This window comes from Micromonospora sp. NPDC005172 (genome assembly GCF_040608555.1).
Lineage (GTDB): Bacteria > Actinomycetota > Actinomycetes > Mycobacteriales > Micromonosporaceae > Micromonospora.
The window spans coordinates 1-15,678 of the sequence record NZ_JBEXIL010000016.1; the positions used below are offsets into that span (position 1 = coordinate 1).

A 15,678-nucleotide genomic window follows, 5' to 3' on the forward strand; every position below is an offset into this window, starting at 1 on the left:
CCGGGCCGTCAGCATGCCTACAAAACAGTGACAACCACGCGAATCGCATTCATCGAACAATAACAATGGACTGACGGCCAAACGAAAGACCGAGGTTAGCCCTGCTGCTTCGGCAAAGGCTGTCCATGGGCGGGGCTGAGAGCGGTGGCGGTTCAGCCGTCCAGCATCTGCGCGAGGACCTCGACGACGCGTTGGGTGTGCCGCCCGTCGGGGTCCTCGTCGGCGTTCAGGTCGGTCACGCTCATCCCGAGCAGCCGGTCGGCGCGGGCCAGCGGGGTGACCAGAGCGACGAGGTCGGGCCAGCGCAGCCCGTCCGGCTCCGGGTACGTCACCACGGGCAGGTCCCGCGGGTCCACCACGTCCAGGTCGAGGTGCAGCCAGGCCGGCCCGTCGCCGTCGGCAGCCAGACTCGCTCCGACTGCGCCGGCACCGAGACGCAGCAGGTCGGGTGCGGGCACCTGGTGGATCGCGGGATCGATCCGGGACGCCTCGACCCGACTGCTCTCGTCGGTGCCCGGACGGTGGCCGAGCAGGTGCACCCGAGCGGGGTCGAGCAGCGCGCCGTCGACCCCGATGGCGGCGGTGGGCCCGTGCCCGGTGACCACCGAGAGGTCCATGTCGGCGGCCTCGCCGGTCGGCGAGGTCGCCCCGTCGAGGAAGTCGGGGTGCGCGTCGACGAACCACAGCTCCGTCGTGCGGGGCAGGGCTCGGCAGATACCGGGGAGGATCGCGCAGTCGCCCCCGAGCACCAGCGGTCGGTGACCGTCCGCGATCAGCGCGCCGACCCGCGCGCTGATGGCGGCGCCGGCCCGGACCAGGTCGTCGGCGCCGATCACCCCGCTGGCGGGTTCCCGGTGCGGGTCCCGCAACCGGGCCTCGGCGATCGGCCCGTCGTCGTCGCTGCCCAGGGCGTCGCGCAGGCCGGCCCGGCGCAGGGCCGACGGTGCCCGCTCCTCGCCACGGCCGCTGCCGGAGGAGTCCAGTGGCGCGTCCACGATCATCCAACGCACGCTTCGCAGCCTACCGACGAGGACCGCTTCCTGTGGCCGGGCTGGGAGTCCTCGCATGTGGCCGCGACGGCGCGGACGAGCAGCGTACGGTGATGGACAAGTCCGGCTTTCTGGGTCAAATGCCTCACCGCTGTATTCCTGGGACGCCGGTGTCGAGACGGGCGAGGGGAAGGAGCGGTCGGTGATCCATCTGGCCTACCTGGACGCGGGATCGGGCAGCCTCATCGTGCAGGCCGTCGTCGGCGGGGTGGCCGGCGCCGCCGTCGCCGCCAAGCTCTACTGGCGGCGGCTGGTCGACCGGTTCCGCCGGCAACCCAGCGACCAGCGGTAGCGGTCGCAGCGACCATGACGACCTCACCCACCGGGGTACGCCCCGAGCCCGCCTCCTTCCGCGACCCCGCCAACCGGGTCTTCCACGTCGGCGACGAGGTGTTGCGCGGGCTCGACGCCCAGGCCGCCGAGCACTGGCGCACCCTCGCGGCCAGCCCGTTCTTCCCCGCCCTCGTCTCGGCGGGAAAGGTCTGCGCCACCGAGGACGCCCCGCCGACGCTGGCACCCGCCGGCTCCGGGTGGGCGGCGGTCCTGCGCCACGAGCGCATCCCGTTCGTCTCCCACCCGTACGAGTGGTCCTTCGGCATGCTGCGCGACGCCGCGCTGCTGCACCTGGAGATCCTGCGGACCGCTCTCGCCGACGGCTTCACCACCAAGGACGGCTCCGCCTACAACCTCCAGTTCAGGGGCGCGAAGCCGGTCTTCATCGACATCGGCTCCTTCGAGCCGGTGCGTGACGGCGAAGCGTGGGCCGGCTACCGGCAGTTCTGCCAGACCGTGCTCTATCCGCTGCTGCTCACCGCGCACCTGGGCGTGGACTTCCAGCCCTGGCTGCGCGCCCAGGTCGACGGCATCGAGGCCGAGCAGTTGCGCCCCCTCTTCGGCGGCACCCGCCGGCTACGCCCCGGCGTCCTGACCCACGTGCACCTGCACGCCGCGATGCAGCAGCGCAACGCCGCCGCCAGCACCAACGACGTCAAGGCCCAACTCCGGGCCGCCGGCTACTCGCGCCAGTTGCAGGTGGCCACGGTACGCGGCATCGAGAAGCTGGTCCGCCGGTTGGAGCACCGCCCCGCCGGCAGCCACTGGTCGGACTACCAGCGCACCTGCGGCTACTCGGCACGCGACCGAATCGCCAAGGAGCAGTTCGTGGTCGCCGCGGTGGCCGCCGCCGGACGACCACGCCTGGTGCTCGACCTGGGCGCCAACGACGGCCGGTACGCCCGACTGGCCGCCGGGCACGCCGACTACGTGGTCGCCGTCGAGCAGGACCCGGCCGTCGTCGACGAGCTGTACCGGGCGCTGCGCTCCGAGGGGCAGCACCGCATCCTGCCGCTGGTGGTCGACCTGGCCGACCCGTCCCCCGGCGGCGGCTGGCGCGGCGTCGAGCGCGCCGGCTTCGCGCAACGGGCGTCGGCGGACGTCGTCCTCGCCCTGGCCCTGGCGCACCACCTGGCCATCGGCCGCAACGTGCCGCTGCCGGAGGTCGTCGACTGGCTGGCCGGGCTGACCGCGCCCGGCGGGGCCGTGGTGGTCGAGTTCGTCCACCCGGACGACCCGATGGCCGCCCGGCTGCTGGCCAACAAGCCTCGGGGTCTCTTCCCGGACTACCGGCGCGACACCTTCGAACGGCTCCTCACCGCCCGGGGCCGGATCACCGACCGGCTGGAACTGCCCTCGGGCACTCGCACGCTCTACCGGACGGTGATGGGTGGCTGACCCGCCCGTCGAGTCCCTACCCGAACGCGGGCGGTGGGACCGGGGTTGGAGGGGCGAGCTGGGTCGACTGCTGGAGATCGTCGCGCTCGTCGGACTGGTCGTCACCCAGCCGCTGCTGGACGTGCTCGGGCGCAGCCCCGACTTCTTCCTCTTCCACCGCGCCGACACCGGCCAGATCCTGCTGCTGGTCGCCCTGGTGGCGCTCGTACCCACCGTGCCCGTGGCGGCGCTCGGCCTGCTCAGTCGACTCGCCGGCCGGACCGCCCGCGCGTTCACCCACACCGCGCTCGTCGGCCTGCTGCTCGCCGCCCTCGCCGTGCAGGTGGGCCGGCACACGATGCCGGTTCGGGGCGTACCCCTGCTGGTTCTTGCCGGTCTGGTCGGTGTGGCCGGCGCGGCGGCGCACCGGCGGTGGCGCGCCCCGGGCCGCGCGCTGCGACTGGCCGCCGCCGGGCCGGTAGCGTTCGTGGCGCTGTTCCTGTTCGTCTCGCCCACCTCGGCGGTCGTGCTGCCGCGCGGTGACGGCGGCGCGGTCGGCACCGCGCAGGGCGCGGCCGTGCACCCACCGGTGGTCATGCTGATCCTCGACGAGCTGCCGCTGGTCAGTCTGCTCGGCGACGACGGCCGGATCGACGCGGCACGGTTCCCGCACTTCGCCGAGCTGGCCGCAGGATCGACCTGGTACCGCAACGCCACCGGGGTCAGCGGCTGGACGCCCTACGCGCTGCCGGCGATGCTCACCGGCCGCTACCCGGCGCGGGCGGTCGCGCCGCACTACTCGCAGTACCCGGACAACCTCTTCACCGCCTTCGGCGGCCTGTACGACGTCCAGGCCCAGGAGAGCATCACCCGGCTCTGCCCACCCAGCCGCTGCGAGCAGCCAGTCGCCCCCGACCAGGGCCTCGGCGTGCTGGTGAAGGAGACCGGCCAGCTGCTCGGCAGGGTCGCCGGGCCGACCGAGAGCACCGTCGACCCGGAGGACTCCTACCGGGAACAGACGCGGGTCGAGGCCGGTCTGGACGCCGCCGAGCCGGTGCCGGCCGACCCGAAGTTCCGCTGGGACAGCCTCGACGACAACCAACCCGCCCGGTTCACCAGCTTCCTCGGCGGGCTGAAGCCGCAGCCCCGACCCGCCCTGCACTTCCTGCACCTGCTGATGCCGCACTCCCCGTGGGCGTACCTGCCCTCGGGCGCGCGCTACGACGCCCCCGAGGACCTGCCCAACGACGGCGCGGGCTGGGTCGAGCTGGCCCGCCAACGCCACCTCGCCCAGCTCGGCTACACCGACCGGCTGATCGGCGAGACGCTGCGCACGCTGCGGGCCAGCGGCCTCTACGACCAGGCCCTCGTCGTCGTCACCGCCGACCACGGGGTGAGCTTCCGGCCGGGCGCGCAGGGCCGGGGGATGGACGCCATCAAGGCCGCTGCCGGCGAGGTCGCCTGGGTGCCGATGTTCGTCAAGGAACCACGGCAGCAGACCGGCCGGGTCGACGACCGCAACTGGGAACACGTCGACCTGCTGCCCACCGTCGCCGACGAGGCCGGCATCCGACTGCCCTGGCGGGTGGACGGCCGCTCCGCCCGACAGACCCCGCGCGCCGACGCCACGAAACACTTCTACGACACCCCCGGGGAGGCGGTCACCTTCGCCGGCGGGGTGCCCACACCACCGCCGCTGCCCACACCGCACGCCCTGGTCGGCACCGAGGTACGCGCCGGCCCGACCGGGGGCAGCGCCACGGTCGCCGACCTGGCCGCGTTCCGGGCCACCGATCCGGACACCGGCACCCTCCCGGCGCTCGTCTGGGGTGACGTGCCGGACGCGATACCGGACGGCACGCTGCTGGCCGTCGCGGTCAACGGGCGGATCGGCGCGGTGGTCCCGGTGGTGCCGACGGACCCGGGCGGCCGCCGCTTCGCCGCGCTGCTCACCGACGACCGGTTGTTCCACGCCGGCACCAACCAGCTCGACGTCTACCAGGTCACGGCCGGTACGACGCTGCGCCGCCTGACGCTGTCCTGAGCTGGCGGTGTCGCGCTGGTTCCGGCCGGCCGTCGAGGGCTCCCGACTGCCGGGATTCGGGGTTTCCCGGCCTCCTGGTCGGGAATCGGGTGACGCATACCTCACCGCCGAACCACGGCGGGCGGTGTCCCCCGGACCGCAATTACGGTAGAAGCGAAGGCAATTCAACGTAGATCTGCCGGCGAAGCGAGGAACCACATGACGGAAGTCAAGCTCGACCACCCCGGCGGGCAGCTGTCGATGCCGGTGCATTCCGCGGTCGAGGGCCCCGCTGGTATCGGGGTGAGCAAGCTGTTGAAGGAAACCGGGATGACGACGTACGACCCCGGTTTCGTCAACACCGCGGCTGCCTCATCCGCGATCACCTACATCGACGGCGACGCGGGCATCCTGCGTTACCGGGGGTACCCGATCGAGCAGCTGGCCGAGAAGTCCTCCTTCCTGGAGGTCTCGTACCTGCTCATCTACGGCGAGCTGCCCACCGAGCAGCAGCTGACCGAGTTCACCGAGTGGATCCGGCGGCACTCGCTGCTGCACGAGGAAATGCGTCGCTTCTTCGACGGCTTCCCCCGGGACGCCCACCCGATGGCGGTGCTGTCGTCGGCGGTGAGCGCCCTGTCGACCTTCTACCAGGACAGCCTGGACCCGTTCGACTCCGAGCACGTGGAGATCTCCACGGTCCGGCTCATGGCGAAGGTCCCCACCATCGCCTCGTACGCGTACAAAAAGTCCATCGGCCAGCCGCTGCTGTACCCGGACAACTCCCTCGGGTACGTCGACAACCTGCTGCGTATGACGTTCGGTGTGCCGGCGGAGCCGTACGAGGTCGACCCGGTCATGTCGAAGGTGCTGGACATGCTCTTCGTCCTGCACGCCGACCACGAGCAGAACTGCTCCACGTCGACCGTCCGCCTGGTCGGCTCCAGCAACGCCAACCTGTTCGCCTCCGTCTCGGCGGGCGTGAACGCGCTGTTCGGGCCCCTGCACGGCGGGGCCAACCAGGCGGTGCTGGAGATGCTCCAGCAGATCCACGCCGGTGACGGCGACGTCCGGTCCTTCGTCCGCAAGGTCAAGGACAAGCAGGACGGCGTCAAGCTGATGGGCTTCGGCCACCGGGTCTACAAGAACTACGACCCGCGGGCGGCGATCGTCAAGAAGGCCGCGCAGGACGTGCTGGGCCGGATGGCCAAGCCGGACCCGCTGCTGGACATCGCCATGGAGCTGGAGGAGATCGCGCTCGCCGACGACTTCTTCGTCTCCCGGCGGCTCTACCCGAACGTGGACTTCTACACCGGCCTGATCTACAAGGCCATGGGCTTCCCCACGAAGATGTTCACGGTGCTGTTCGCGCTGGGCCGGCTCCCCGGCTGGATCGCCCAGTGGCGCGAGATGATCAGCGACCCGGAGACCAAGATCGGCCGTCCGCGGCAGGTCTACGTCGGTGCCCCCGAGCGGGACTACGTCCCGTCCAACGAGCGCTGACCTCCGCTTCTCCGCTTCTCCGCACGACCGCAGGCCGTCGACCCGATCCGGGTCGGCGGCCTGCGCCGTCCGGGCCGAAACCTCGACCAAGGGTTCAGAAGGCGGAAATGTCGCGGGCTCGCTCGCTGCGGCTCAGCGCGCCGATCAGCGCGGACTGACCGTGCCGGCGGACGGCCAGCCGCACCAGCAGGTCGCGTACGGGGTCGAAGACCTCCGCCGGAAAGACGGGTGTGGGCACTCCGACGCTGACCGCGAGGTCGTCGGAGTGCACGACGATCTCCAACTGGCGCGTGAGCAGGAAGTCGGCGCGGCGCAGGGACCAGCCCTGCCACGGGATCGGCACCACGTCGAGGGCACCTCCCCGGGACAGCAGGTCGCTGACCTGTGCCAGCGCCTCTCCAGAGCGGACGTGCAGGTCCGCCGGGCCGCGCAACGCGTCGGCCTCGTCCGGGCCCTCGGCGACGGCGTCCTCGTCGGGAGTGCCCTCGGTGACCCAGGCGGCCCGCTCGTAGTGGCTGTCGGCCGATTCGAGCGTGGGCAGGTCGGTGGTCGTCGGCAGCAGCTCCGCCGCCCGTACGGCCTGCCGCCCGAGATGGCACGCCAGCGCCCCCACGGACAGGTGCGGCAGGGCGCTCGGTTGCGACCACTGCGCGGACACCTCGGGGTGCCGGATCAGGTCCAGTGCGATCGTGGCGGCGACCGGGAAGGCGGAATCGAGGGCGTCGACAGGTCGAGACATCCGCACATTCTGGCAGGGTGCGCCGCGCTCCGGGGTGACCGCCGGCGGGGGACCAAGGGTGTGCACGTCGTCCTTTGCTCTGCTTCAGTCCAGGAAACGGCTGACGTCCGATAATCGGACACGGTCTGTTTCCTTGGGTGAAGCAGAGCAAAGGATGCGAGGAGGGCGAGGGGGAGGGCGAGGGGGAGGGCGAGGGGCGGCGTCGTCCGGCGTGCGGCATCGAGGGGCGTGCGGTGACCGACTCGGCCTACGGGAAGTCGGGGTGTCCAGGTGGTGTGGACACCCCGACTTCACGGAACGCGAGTCGAGCAGGCAGACGCGGGTGGATCAGGGCGAGCGGAGGCCTCTTAGCGGAGGCCGGCGGCAGCCAGCAGGTTGCCTTCGGGCAGTGCGGGGAGGGCCCGGCCCTGGGACATGCGCTGTTCGGCACGCTCCGCCGTGAAGGTGGCGTCGTTGGCGATGGCGGCGCCGTAGCTGGCGGCGGTGCGCTGGGCGATGGCGGACCAGCCGTACTGGTCGTGGACCGTCCGGCGGGCGCGGCGGGCCATGGCGCGGGCACGTTCACGGTCGGATAGCAGCGCGTCGACGGCGTCGGCGAGGCTGTCCGGGTCGTGGGGGCGGAACGTCATCCCGGTCGCGCCCGGCTCGACGATCTCGGCGAGGCCACCGGTGGCGGCGACGGCCAGGGGCGCTCCGGCGGCGGCACCTTCGAGGGCGACCATGCCGAACGGCTCGTAGATGCTCGGCACGGCGAAGCAGTCGGACGCCGCCATCAGCGCCGGCAGGTCGTTGCCGCCCAGGAAGCCCGGCATGGTCACCATGTCACCGAGGCCGTGGCGGTGCACCTCGGCCTCCAGTTCGGCACGGTACGGGCCGTCGCCGGCGATCACCGCGCGCAGCCCAGGGTGGCGCTCCCGCAGGCGGGGCAGGGCGGCGATGAGATGCTGGACGCCCTTCTCGTACACCAGCCGACCGGCGAAGGTCACCAGCGGGCCGTCCCCGGCGAACCGGGCACGCGCTGCGGCGACGTCCCGCGCCGGCACCTTCCAGCGGTACGACTCGACGCCGTTGGCGACCACGTCGACGCGTCCGGCCGGTACGCCGAACAGGGCGTTGACCTCGTCACGCATGTAGCCGGAGCAGACGATGACCCGGTTGGACTCGCTGCTGAGCCACTGCTCGACGCCGTGGATGGTGCGGTTCATCTCCTCGGGCAGCCAGCCCTGGTGCCGACCGGCCTCGGTGGCGTGGATGGTGCTGACAAGGGGGATGTCCAGGTGGTCGCGCAACGTCATCGCGGTGTGCGCGACGAGCCAGTCGTGGGCGTGGATGACGTCGTACGCGCCGGCCTGGGTGGCGCGCAGGGCGGTGCGGGTGAGGGTGTGGTTGAACGCCATGGTCCAGGCCAGCAGCGAGCCGGTGGCCAGGGGGAACGTCACCGGGTCCTCAGGAGCGCGCAGGATGCGGACGCCGTCGGCGTACTCCTCCAGGGGCGCGCCCTCGGCGTGGCGGGTGACGACGGTGACCTCGTGCCCGGCGGCGGCCAGGGCGACGGACAGGGCGTGGACGTGGCGGCCGAGGCCACCGACGAGCACCGGCGGGTACTCCCACGACAGCATGAGGATGCGACGGGTCTGCGGCGGCACACCGGGACCGGGCTGCGTCGGCACGACCGCACCGGGCTGCGTCGGAACGACAGCGGCGGAGCCGGAGGACGCGGGCAGCGGGTGTCGAGAGGTGAGGGTGGGCCGGTGGGTTCGGTCCTTGGTAGCAGCGAGCTGCTCATCGACCCGCAGGGTCGTCACATCTATCTCCGTCCAGGCATGGTGAGGCGCGCCGGCGTCAGTGGCGGCGGAGAGGGGGGTAAGGGGGTGGCCGAGGGCCGAGCGGGACGCGCTGGCGCGTGTCCCCGACAAGCAAAGGCCATTCGGCGCGGGTTCGCATCTCCAAAACGGCCATGGTGACGGAAGACACCTGAGGGTGTAGCGCTCATCAGACGGGTGGATTCCGGTCACCGCCTGAAAGGATGGATTGGCGCGCCCGGGGCGGGGGCACTACCGGCTTGCGCGCGGGCGGCTGCGGCCGGTGCGCACATCACCATGGCTTGAGGGAGCGACATGCAGGTCTGGCCGGGCGAGCGGTATCCACTGGGCGCCACCTACGACGGGATGGGCACCAACTTCGCCATCTTCTCCGAGGTGGCCGAGCGGATCGAGCTGTGCCTGTTCGACGAGTGGGACACCGGTGCCGAGCGCCGCGTCGAGCTGCGGGAGGTCGACGCGTACGTCTGGCACGCGTACCTGCCCGGCATCGAGCCGGGGCAGCGCTACGGCTACCGGGTGTACGGGCCGTACGACCCGGCGAACGGGTTGCGCTGCAACCCGAACAAGCTGCTGCTCGACCCGTACGCCAAGGCCGTCGACGGTGACGTGACGTGGGACCCGGCGGTGTACGACTACGAGCTGGGTGACCCGGAGCGGATGAACGAGACCGACTCGGCGCCGTTCATGCCGAAGTCGGTGGTGGTGAACCCGTACTTCGACTGGGGCAACGACAAGCCGCCGCGCACCCCGTACCACCACTCGGTGATCTACGAGGCGCACGTACGCGGGCTGACGATGCGGCACCCGGACATCCCGGAGGAGCTGCGCGGCACGTACGCGGGGATCGCCTCCCCGCCGATGATCGAGCACCTGACCCGGCTCGGGGTGACGGCGATCGAGCTGATGCCGGTGCACGAGTTCGTGCACGACCACCGGCTCGTCGATCTGGGCCTGCGCAACTACTGGGGTTACAACACGATCGGCTTCTTCGCCCCGCACCACGGTTACTCGGCGCTCGGTCACCTCGGGCAGCAGGTGCAGGAGTTCCGGGGCATGGTCAAGGCGCTGCACGCGGCGGGCATCGAGGTCATCCTCGACGTGGTCTACAACCACACCGCCGAGGGCAACCACCTCGGGCCGACGTTGAGCTTCAAGGGTGTGGACGCGCCGAGCTACTACCGGCTCAGCGAGGAGGACCGGCGCTACTTCGTCGACTACACGGGCACCGGCAACAGCCTGAACGTGCGCAGCCCGCACTCCCTGCAACTGATCATGGATTCGTTGCGGTACTGGGTGACCGAGATGCACGTCGACGGCTTCCGGTTCGACCTGGCGGCCACCCTGGCCCGCGAGTTCTACGAGGTGGACCGGCTCTCCACGTTCTTCGAGGTGGTGCAGCAGGACCCGGTGGTCAGCCAGGTGAAGCTGATCGCCGAGCCGTGGGACGTCGGCCCGGGCGGCTACCAGGTGGGCAACTTCCCGCCGCTGTGGACGGAGTGGAACGGCAAGTACCGGGACACCGTGCGGGACTTCTGGCGTGGTGAGCCGGCCACCCTGGCCGAGTTCGCGTCGCGCATCTCCGGCTCGGCCGACCTCTACCAGGACGACGGCCGCCGCCCGTTCCACAGCATCAACTTCGTGACCGTGCACGACGGGTTCACGCTCACCGACCTGGTGTCGTACAACGACAAGCACAACGAGGCCAACGGCGAGGACAACCGGGACGGCGAGAGCCACAACCGGTCGTGGAACTGCGGCGTGGAGGGCGACACCGACGACGAGGCGGTGCTCGCCCTGCGGGCTAAGCAGCGGCGCAACTTCCTGGCCACGATCCTGCTCTCGCAGGGTGTGCCGATGATCGGGCACGGCGACGAGTTGGGCCGCACCCAGCACGGCAACAACAACGTGTACTGCCAGGACAGCGAGCTGGCCTGGGTCGACTGGGACAACGCCGACGAGCAGTTGTTGGAGTTCGTGCGCACGCTCACCGACTTCCGCAAGCGCCACCAGGTGTTCCGCCGTCGCCGGTTCTTCACCGGCCTGCCCGTCGGTGGGCGGGACGTGGACGCGCCCCTGCCGGACCTGGCCTGGCACACCCCGGACGGGCGGGAGATGACCGGCGACGACTGGGGCAACGACTTCGGCCGGTCGGTGGCGCTGTTCGTCAACGGCGAGGGCATCCGCGAGCGGGGCCAGTACGGCCAGAAGCACCACGACGCCTCGTTCCTGCTCTGCTTCAACGCCCACGACGCGCCGCTGGACTTCACGATGCCCGGCAGCGAGTACGGGCAGAAGTGGGAACGGGTGATCAGCACGGCCGACCCCGAGCCGGACGACGCCACGGTGATCAGCGCGGGCGGCACCATCCGGGTACCGGACCGCTCCCTCGTCGTGTTGGAGAGGATGATCTGACATGCCGGCCACCCCTCCGAAGGCCACCTACCGCGTCCAGGTCCGCCCCGGTTTCGACCTGGACGCGACCGCCGCGATCGTCGACTATCTGCACGACCTCGGCGTCAGCCACCTCTACACCGCCCCGCTGCTGGCCGCGACGCCCGGCTCGCAGCACGGCTACGACGTCGTCGACCACCGGACCGTCAACCCGGAGCTGGGCGGGGAGGCCGCCCGGCAGCGGCTGGTGCGCGCCCTGCGCGACAAGCGGCTCGGCCTGGTCGTCGACATCGTGCCGAACCACGCCGGGGTCGCCGTACCGCCGGCCAACCCGGCCTGGTGGGACGTGCTGCGCCGGGGGCGCGACTCGTCGTACGCCGACTGGTTCGACATCGACTGGGACCGGGGCCGGCTGCTGCTCCCGGTGCTGGCCGACGACGCGGCCGCCCTGGACGACCTGAAGGTCGTCGACGGCGAGCTGCGCTACCACGAGCACCGCTTCCCGGTCGCCGACGGCACCGGCGACGGCAGCGCCCGCGAGGTGCACGACCGGCAGCACTACGAGCTGGTCTCCTGGCGGCGCGGGGACGCCGAGTTGACGTACCGCCGGTTCTTCGCCATCGCGGGCCTCGCGGGCCTGCGGGTGGAGGACCCGGCGGTGTTCGCGGCCGTGCACGAGCTGATCCTGCGCTGGGCCGCCGACGGTGAGGTCGACGGCATCCGCGTCGACCACCCGGACGGCCTGCGCGACCCCGCCGGCTACCTCGCGCGGCTGCGCGCGGCCGCGCCGGACGCCTGGCTCGTGGTGGAGAAGATCCTGGAGTACGGCGAGGAGCTGCCGGACTGGCCGGTGGACGGCACCACCGGGTACGACGCTCTCGCCGCCGTGAACGGGCTCTTCGTCGACACCGACGCCGAGGGCGACTTCACGGTGCTGGACAGCCGCCTGACCGGGCAGCGCACCTCGTGGGAGGACCTGACCCACTCCACGAAGCTGGCCGCCGCCACGACGCTGCTCGCCGCCGAGCTGACCCGGCTCGCCGCGCTCGCCCCCGAGGTGCCCACCGAGCAGGCTCGCGAGGCGCTCGCCGAGCTGGCCGCGGTGTTCCCGGTCTACCGGGGTTACCCGCCGCACGGCATCCGGCACCTCGCCGCCGCCCGCTCCGAGGCCGGCCGTCGCCGCCCCGACCTGACCGGCGCCCTGGACGCGATCACCCGCCGGCTGCGCGACCCCGACGACGAGCTGGGCATGCGGTTCCCGCAGCTCACCGGCGCGGTCATGGCGAAGGGCGTCGAGGACACCGCCTTCTACCGGTGGACGCGCTTCGTGGCGCTCAACGAGGTCGGCGGCAGTCCCGCCCACTTCGGGGTGCCGCCGGCGGAGTTCCACCGCTTCGCCGGCGCCCGCCAGGTCCGCTGGCCCGCCAGCCAGACCACCCTCTCCACCCACGACACCAAGCGCGGCGAGGACGTCCGCGCCCGCCTCGCCGTGCTCAGCGAGCTGCCGGCTCAGTGGGCGGAGCAGGTCACAACCTGGATGGAGTACGCGCCGCTGCCCGACCCGGCGTTCGCCCACCTGCTCTGGCAGACGGCCGTCGGCGCGTGGCCGATCGAGCGGGAGCGGCTGCACGCGTACGCGGAGAAGGCCGCCCGGGAGGCCGCGGCCTCGACCAGTTGGGCGGACCCGGACGCGGGCTTCGAGCAGGCCATGCACGCGGTCATCGACCGCATGTACGACGACCCGGCGCTGCACGACGAGCTGACCGAACTCGCCGCCGCGATCACCCCGGCCGGCTGGTGCAACTCGCTCGGGCAGAAGCTGATCCAGCTCACCATGCCCGGTGTGCCGGACACCTACCAGGGCACCGAGCTGTGGGACAACTCCCTGGTCGATCCGGACAATCGCCGGCCGGTCGACTTCGACGTACGCCGAGAGATGCTGGCACGGCTCGACGGCGGCTGGCGTCCCCCGGTCGACACCGACGGAGCGGCGAAGCTGCTCGTCGTGTCGCGGACGCTGCGCCTGCGGCGGGCGCACCCGGAGCTGTTCACCGGCTACCGGCCGGTGCCGGCGCACGGGCCGGTCGGCCGGCACGTGGTGGCCTTCGACCGGGGTGGCGTGATCGCCGTGGCGACCCGGCTGCCGCTCGGCCTGGCACGTGCCGGTGGCTGGTGTGACACAGCCCTGTCGCTTGGTGTTAACGAGGTGAAGGACCTGTTCACCGGTCGGGTCTACAGTGGCGGGGAGGTCCCGTTGGACAATCTCCTCGCGGACTATCCCGTTGCTCTGCTGGCTCCTCCCACCGCTGCCGAGGAGGCCTCGTCATGACCGAATTCTCCGTCTGGGCACCCGACGCGAGCCGGGTGCGCCTACGCCTGGCCGGCGACACCGACCACGACATGCGCGCCGCCGCCGACGGCTGGTGGCTTGTCGACGTGCCCGACGCGGGCCTCGACTACTCCTTTCTGCTGAACGACGACGAAACCGCGCTGCCCGACCCCCGCTCGCCGTGGCAGCCTGCGGGGGTGCACGGGCCGAGCCGCCGCTACGACCACTCCGCCTTCGCGTGGTCCGACAGCGCGTGGACCGGCCGGCAACTGCCCGGCAGCGTCCTCTACGAGCTGCACATCGGCACCTTCACCCCCGAGGGCACCTTCGACGCGGCCATCGACCGCCTCGACCACCTCGTCGCCCTCGGTGTCGACCTGGTCGAACTGCTTCCGGTCAACGCCTTCAACGGCGAACACAACTGGGGGTACGACGGCGTCTGCTGGTACGCCCCACACGAGCCCTACGGCGGCCCCGACGGCCTGAAACGGTTCGTCGACGCCGCTCATGCTCGCGGTTTGGGGGTGATCCTGGACGTCGTCTACAACCATTTCGGGCCCTCCGGGGCCTACGCGCCACGGTTCGGCCCCTACCTCGCGGAGCAGAGCAACAGTTGGGGCCGCTCGATCAACCTCGATGGCCCGCACTCCGACGAGGTACGCCGCTACATCACCGACAGCGTGCTCATGTGGCTGCGCGACTACCACGTCGACGGGCTGCGCCTGGACGCCGTGCACGCCCTGCCGGACACCCGGGCGGTGCCTCTGCTCGAAGAGTTGGCCGTTTCCGTCGAGTCGCTGTCGACCCACCTGGGGCGGCCGTTGTCGTTGATCGCCGAATCGGACCTCAACGATCCACGGCTGATCACGCCTCGGGAGGCGGGCGGGTTCGGGCTGCACGCCCAGTGGAACGACGACGCGCACCACGCGCTGCACACGCTGCTGACGGGGGAGCGGCAGGGCTACTACGGCGATTTTGGCTCTTTGGAGACGCTGTCGGATGTGTTGACCGGCGGGTTCTTCCACGCGGGCACCTGGTCCAGCTTCCGCAACCGGCACCACGGGCGGCCTCTGGACTCGCGCGTCCCCGGTCACCGGCTGGTCGCCTACTTGCAGAACCACGACCAGATCGGCAACCGGGCCACCGGGGATCGGATCTCGGCCTCGCTGTCGTCCGCGCTCGTGCGGGTCGGGGCGATGCTGCTGCTGACGGCGCCCTTCACTCCGATGCTGTTCATGGGGGAGGAGTGGGCGGCCTCCACGCCGTGGCAGTTCTTCACCTCGCATCCGGAGCCGGAGTTGGCCTCTGCGGTGCGGACCGGGCGGCGGCGGGAGTTCGCGTCGCACGGGTGGCCGGAGGGGGACGTGCCCGATCCGCAGGACCCGGAGACGTTTACTCGGTCGCGGTTGGACTGGGCCGAGCTGGACAAGCCCGAGCACGCTTCGATGCTGGCCTTTTATCAGCGGTTGATCTCGTTGCGGCGGTCGGTGGCTGACCTGTCGGATCCTCGGATGCATGCTGTTTCGGTGCAGCACGGGGACCAGTTCCTGCTGATGCGGCGGGGGGACACGTTGGTTGTCGCCAACTTTGCTGGGCGGGGGCAGGGGGTGTCGCTGCCTGGGGTGGCTCGGCGGGTGCTCCTGGCCACCGGCGAGGGAGTCACCGTGATGCGGGACCGGATCGAGCTGCCAGCGGAGACAGCGGCGATCGTGGCGTTGTGAGCACGCGAACAGTTGGCGCAGGGGTGGAAGCCTTGCGACATGTGCGGAGATTGCTCATCTGAGATGAGCGCGGATAAGAACAAGATGTCTTCATTTTGTCCGCGCCGCGGCAGCGACACCCGAACCACAGGCCGAAAGTCGCCTCAATAGGCCCCACAGGAACGTCTACTTTCGATCTTGACGATCCGCTGGGCGACGTGCCCATCCGGCGGACGAGAAGTGGTCGAGATCCTTTCCATCGCTGCGGTTCGGTTCCCCTGGAGATATCGAGATGCTCGCCTTGATGTCAGCAGGCGCCGGGACCTCGACTTATACCACAAGAACAAGGTACTTTGTTGTCGAACTTTAGTCACTCCAGCGGCTGCCTCTCGTTGCGTACGATGTGTACTC

General features: G+C 71.1%; 10 protein-coding genes. 7 read left to right on the top strand and 3 right to left on the bottom strand.

What is annotated here, in order from left to right:
* Window positions 1–152 precede the first annotated feature (152 nt).
* Window positions 153–1,001 carry an arginase family protein gene (locus tag ABZV06_RS13545; RefSeq protein ID WP_355621494.1) on the bottom strand — a complete coding sequence of 283 codons (849 nt, stop codon included), beginning with the start codon at window positions 999–1,001 and terminating at the stop codon, window positions 153–155.
* Window positions 1,002–1,191: 190 nt separating this feature from the next.
* Here ABZV06_RS13545 and ABZV06_RS13550 point away from each other — a divergent pair, with 190 nt between their 5' ends.
* The 4 genes from ABZV06_RS13550 (at window position 1,192) to ABZV06_RS13565 (ending at window position 6,285) form a co-directional block, all read left to right on the top strand.
* The gene (locus tag ABZV06_RS13550; protein WP_355233233.1) at window positions 1,192–1,341 is read left to right on the top strand and encodes a hypothetical protein; all 150 of its coding nucleotides are present in this window, start codon (window positions 1,192–1,194) and stop codon (window positions 1,339–1,341) included.
* A 14-nt stretch (window positions 1,342–1,355) separates the two neighbouring features.
* Complete coding sequence (locus ABZV06_RS13555) at window positions 1,356–2,780, top strand: class I SAM-dependent methyltransferase (protein ID WP_355621264.1); 1,425 nt, start codon at window positions 1,356–1,358, stop codon at window positions 2,778–2,780.
* On the top strand, window positions 2,773–4,803 hold the full coding sequence (locus tag ABZV06_RS13560; protein ID WP_355621267.1) for a sulfatase-like hydrolase/transferase: 2,031 nt from the start codon (window positions 2,773–2,775) through the stop codon (window positions 4,801–4,803). Before ABZV06_RS13555 ends, ABZV06_RS13560 begins: the two co-directional genes overlap by 8 nt.
* 198 nt (window positions 4,804–5,001) lie before the next feature.
* Window positions 5,002–6,285 carry a citrate synthase gene (locus ABZV06_RS13565; RefSeq protein ID WP_355233236.1) on the top strand — a complete coding sequence of 428 codons (1,284 nt, stop codon included), beginning with the start codon at window positions 5,002–5,004 and terminating at the stop codon, window positions 6,283–6,285.
* Window positions 6,286–6,379: 94 nt separating this feature from the next.
* Here the strand turns inward: ABZV06_RS13565 and ABZV06_RS13570 are convergent, their stop codons facing one another.
* Window positions 6,380–7,024, bottom strand: a complete 645-nt coding sequence (locus tag ABZV06_RS13570; protein WP_355621269.1) for a maleylpyruvate isomerase N-terminal domain-containing protein — start codon at window positions 7,022–7,024, stop codon at window positions 6,380–6,382.
* Between the two features lie 347 nt (window positions 7,025–7,371).
* Window positions 7,372–8,829 carry a glycosyltransferase family 4 protein gene (locus ABZV06_RS13575; protein ID WP_355621272.1) on the bottom strand — a complete coding sequence of 486 codons (1,458 nt, stop codon included), beginning with the start codon at window positions 8,827–8,829 and terminating at the stop codon, window positions 7,372–7,374.
* 312 nt (window positions 8,830–9,141) lie between these two features.
* Here ABZV06_RS13575 and glgX point away from each other — a divergent pair, with 312 nt between their 5' ends.
* Genes glgX through treZ form a run of 3 tightly spaced genes read left to right on the top strand, consistent with a single transcriptional unit; the run spans window position 9,142 to window position 15,288 of the window.
* Window positions 9,142–11,259, top strand: coding sequence for a glycogen debranching protein GlgX (glgX, locus tag ABZV06_RS13580; protein WP_355233239.1), 2,118 nt, complete (start codon window positions 9,142–9,144; stop codon window positions 11,257–11,259).
* Window position 11,260: 1 nt separating this feature from the next.
* Window positions 11,261–13,567, top strand: coding sequence for a malto-oligosyltrehalose synthase (gene treY, locus ABZV06_RS13585; RefSeq protein ID WP_355233240.1), 2,307 nt, complete (start codon window positions 11,261–11,263; stop codon window positions 13,565–13,567).
* The gene (gene treZ, locus ABZV06_RS13590) at window positions 13,564–15,288 is read left to right on the top strand and encodes a malto-oligosyltrehalose trehalohydrolase (protein WP_355621275.1); all 1,725 of its coding nucleotides are present in this window, start codon (window positions 13,564–13,566) and stop codon (window positions 15,286–15,288) included. The genes treY and treZ overlap by 4 nt, the downstream gene beginning before the upstream one ends.
* Window positions 15,289–15,678: the final 390 nt, after the last annotated feature.